The sequence below is a fragment of the Streptomyces sp. WAC06614 genome (assembly GCF_003949795.1).
Taxonomy (GTDB): Bacteria; Actinomycetota; Actinomycetes; order Streptomycetales; family Streptomycetaceae; genus Streptomyces.
The window spans coordinates 1-2,276 of record NZ_RPRY01000585.1; the positions used below are offsets into that span (position 1 = coordinate 1).

General features: G+C 76.5%; 2 protein-coding genes. One reads left to right on the plus strand and one right to left on the minus strand.

Features of this window, described 5'->3' with window-relative positions:
* Positions 1-1,390, plus strand: a 1,390-nt coding sequence (locus tag EF918_RS34960; protein WP_125652879.1) for a DoxX family membrane protein, incomplete at its 5' end; no start/stop codon positions are given.
* 108 nt (positions 1,391-1,498) lie between these two features.
* On the opposite strand, the gene EF918_RS34965 is transcribed toward EF918_RS34960, so the two are convergent.
* Positions 1,499-2,206 carry a nucleotidyltransferase family protein gene (locus EF918_RS34965; RefSeq protein ID WP_125652880.1) on the minus strand — a complete coding sequence of 236 codons (708 nt, stop codon included), beginning with the start codon at positions 2,204-2,206 and terminating at the stop codon, positions 1,499-1,501.
* Between the last annotated feature and the right edge of the window lie 70 nt (positions 2,207-2,276).

Sequence of the window (2,276 nt, forward strand, 5' to 3'; positions counted from 1 at the left end):
CTCCAGACGACGGGGGCGCGGCGCCGTGGTGGCCGCGGCCGGTGCGACCCGCCGCCGCGCCCCCGTCGTCTGGAGCGGGAGGTCGGGCCCCGGCGACTCCGCCGCCACCGGCGGACTCCTCCAGGCCGTACGGGAGTCCGGCCGCGGCCACGACGAGTTCGACGGCGGCGCCACCCAGGTCATCCCGCGCGTCGACCTCGCGCACGACCTCGCCGAGGACACCCTCCCCACCCCCACCGTCATCGGGCAGCGCAGCTACCGCGACTCCGAGGACGACCTCGACACCCGCGCCATGCCCCCCGTGCGGGACCTGCCGTACGGCGGCCCGCACCAGCCCCCGCCGGGCACCGGCCCCGACGGGCGCCCGGCCCGGCCCGCGGCCGACAGCCGCGGCCACGCCTCGTACTACCCGGGCCGCCGGATGAACCTCGGGGTGGTGCTGCTGCCGCTGCGCATCTTCCTCGGCTTCATCTCCATCTACGCGGGCATGGGCAAGCTCTGCGACCCCGTCTACTTCGACGGCGGCGAGCGCGGGTCGATGGTCACCTGGCTGCACACCCTGCACCCCTGGGCGCTGGCCGAGCCGCTGCGCGACTTCGCCCTCGCCCACCCGGTGGGCGCCGGCCTGAGCGTGGCCTTCCTCCAGGTCGTCGTCGGCGTCCTGACCGTGCTCGGACTGTGGCAGCGGATGGCCGCATGCATCGGCGCGCTCCTGTCGGCCGCCCTGCTGATGACCGTCAGCTGGAAGACCGTGCCCGCCTACGACGCGCCCGACATCATCTACCTGGCCGCCTGGAGCCCGCTGATCATCGCCGGCGCCCCCGTCTACTCCCTCGACGGCCGCCTGGCCGGCGAGGCCTGGCGGACGCTCGGCCCCCGGTCCGAGGTCTGGGAGCTGCGCCGCCGGGTGCTGCGCCGCGGCGCCGTCATGGCCACCGTGGTCTGCGGGCTCACCCTGCTCATCGGCTCGCTGCTCGGCGGGGCCGTCCGCTCCAGCACCGTGGTCACCGTGCCGGGGCCGGGCCGGGCGCCCACCAACTACCTGCCCGGGCAGCCGCTCCCGCAGCAGCAGCCCTCCACCTCCCGCAAGCAGCAGGCGCCTCCGCAGCAGCAGCAGCCGTCCGCGCCGGCCGAACCCTCCGGCAAGCCGTCCGATCCGGCCAAGTCCGCACGGGCCACGCCCGGGACCACCGGCCGGGCCACCACGGGCTCCGAGTCCCCGACCGCCACCCGCGGCACGAGCGGGCAGCAGCCGCCCAGGAGCAGCAGCCCGCGCCAGGGCTCCAGCGCCCCGAAGTCGCCCACCTCCAGCAGCACCGGCTCCGGCGGCTCCGGCGGCCGGACCTCGGGCGCCAGCCGTCCCGGCCTGGTCGGCGGGCTCCTGGGCTGAACCCCGCCCCCACCGACACCTCCTCCACGGGGCCCGGCGCACCAGCAGGTGCACCGGGCCCCGTCGTCCGTCCGTACGTCCCTCCGCGGGGGAGTGCCGGGAAACGGCTCAGACGCCCGGCTGGGCGCCCCACTCCCGGGCCGCCTCCGCCAGGTCCTTCGCGGTGTCGATCGCCCGCCAGTAGGCCCCCTGCGGCAGCGGGAACCCGGCCAGCCGGCGCTCCCGGGCCAGCCGCGGGAACGTCGTCCGCTCGTGGTCCCCCGAGTCCGGCAGCAGCGCGGCGAACCCGGAGGCGAACACGTACACCCCGGCGTTGATGAGGTAGGGCGACGGCGGCGCCTCGACGAAGTCCAGGACCTGCCCCAGCTCGTTGGTCTCCACCGCCCCCCACGGGATCCGCGGCCGGGCCAGCGCCAGCGTGGCCAGCGCGCCGCGCTCCTCGTGGAACTCCGCCATCTCCCGCAGCGAGAACCGGGTCCACACGTCACCGTTGGTCGCGTACCAGGGCCGGTCCGGGTACGGCAGCCGGGCCGCCGCGTACTTCAAACCGCCGCCCCGGCCCAGGGGTTGGGCCTCCACCACGGTGCTCACCCGCAACGGCAGGTCCGCGCCGGCCAGCCACTCCTGGAGGACCCCGGCCAGATGGCCGCAGGAGACGACGGCGTCGGTGACCCCCTCGGCCGCCAGCCACGCCAACTGGTGCCCGATGATCGGCATCCCGGTGCCGGGGATCTCCACCATCGGCTTGGGACGGTCGTCCGTGTACGGCCGCAGCCGCGAGCCCTGGCCGCCCGCCAGCACGATCGCCTGGACGATCGGCCGGCCGGACGCGGCCGGACGCGCGGCTGCGACGGAGTCGGAAAGGGGGACGGACGGGGGCGGGAAC